The organism is Massilia sp. TSP1-1-2 (assembly GCF_049896185.1).
In the GTDB taxonomy this organism is placed as follows: domain Bacteria; phylum Pseudomonadota; class Gammaproteobacteria; order Burkholderiales; family Burkholderiaceae_D; genus Telluria_A.
Genome location: NZ_JAFCTU010000156.1, coordinates 1 through 823 on the forward strand (window position 1 = coordinate 1; position 823 = coordinate 823).

General features: G+C 69.4%; 1 pseudogene. It reads left to right on the forward strand.

The features are described from left to right. Positions 1-823: pseudogene (locus ACP7BV_RS27435) on the forward strand (hypothetical protein); the annotation flags it as partial.

The window sequence follows — 823 nt, forward strand, 5'->3', positions numbered from 1 at the left end:
CGCCGCGCCCAAACGGCGCGGCAAAATCCTGGCGATCTGCTTTTCGGGCGCGTGGGGATCGGCCTCCACGCTGATGTTTCTCAATCCGTCTTTCGGCATCCCCATCTTTCCGTATAGCGTGATCCTGTTCCCCGGCTACGCGCTGCTGCTCGTATTTGGCATCTTGCGCTACGACCTGATGGCCGTGAACCTGTGGGCCAACCGCCTGCTCGCCTGGCTGCTGGCCACCGCCGTGACCGTGGCGCTGGCTGGCCTGCTGCTCAGCGTGGCCGCGCGCACGGGCGTGGCGTCGCTCGCCGCAATCCCGCTCTGGCAGCTTTGGCTGCTCGGCTCGGCCATGCTGGGCGTGATGCTGGTGCTCGAGGGGCCGTCGCGGCGCGCCATGGAAAAGCTGATCTTCCCCGGCGCCCATCTTGAAACCGGCGTGCTGGCCGGCTGGCGCGCCCGGCTCGATGCCGCCGACAGCTGGCAGGCGCTGGAACAGGCTGCCGGCGCCACGCTGGGCGCGCACCTGCGCCAGCCAATGGTGGTGGCGCTGGGCGCCGCCTTGCCAACGCCCGGCACACCGGGCATCCATTGCTACCCGGTGGCGGCAAGCGGCCAGCACGGCGCGCACTGGCACAGCGACCTGATCGAATTTGAAGGCGCCACGCCCGGCGTGCTGCGCGTGGGCGAAGTATTTGGCGCGCTCCTGGCCGCCGCCGCCGCGCGGCTCGAACAACTGCTGCGCTATGCCGAACACGAAAAGGAGCGCATGCAAAAAGCCCACCTGCTCGAACTGGGCGGGCTGGCCGCAACCGTGGCGCACGAGCTGCGCAACCCG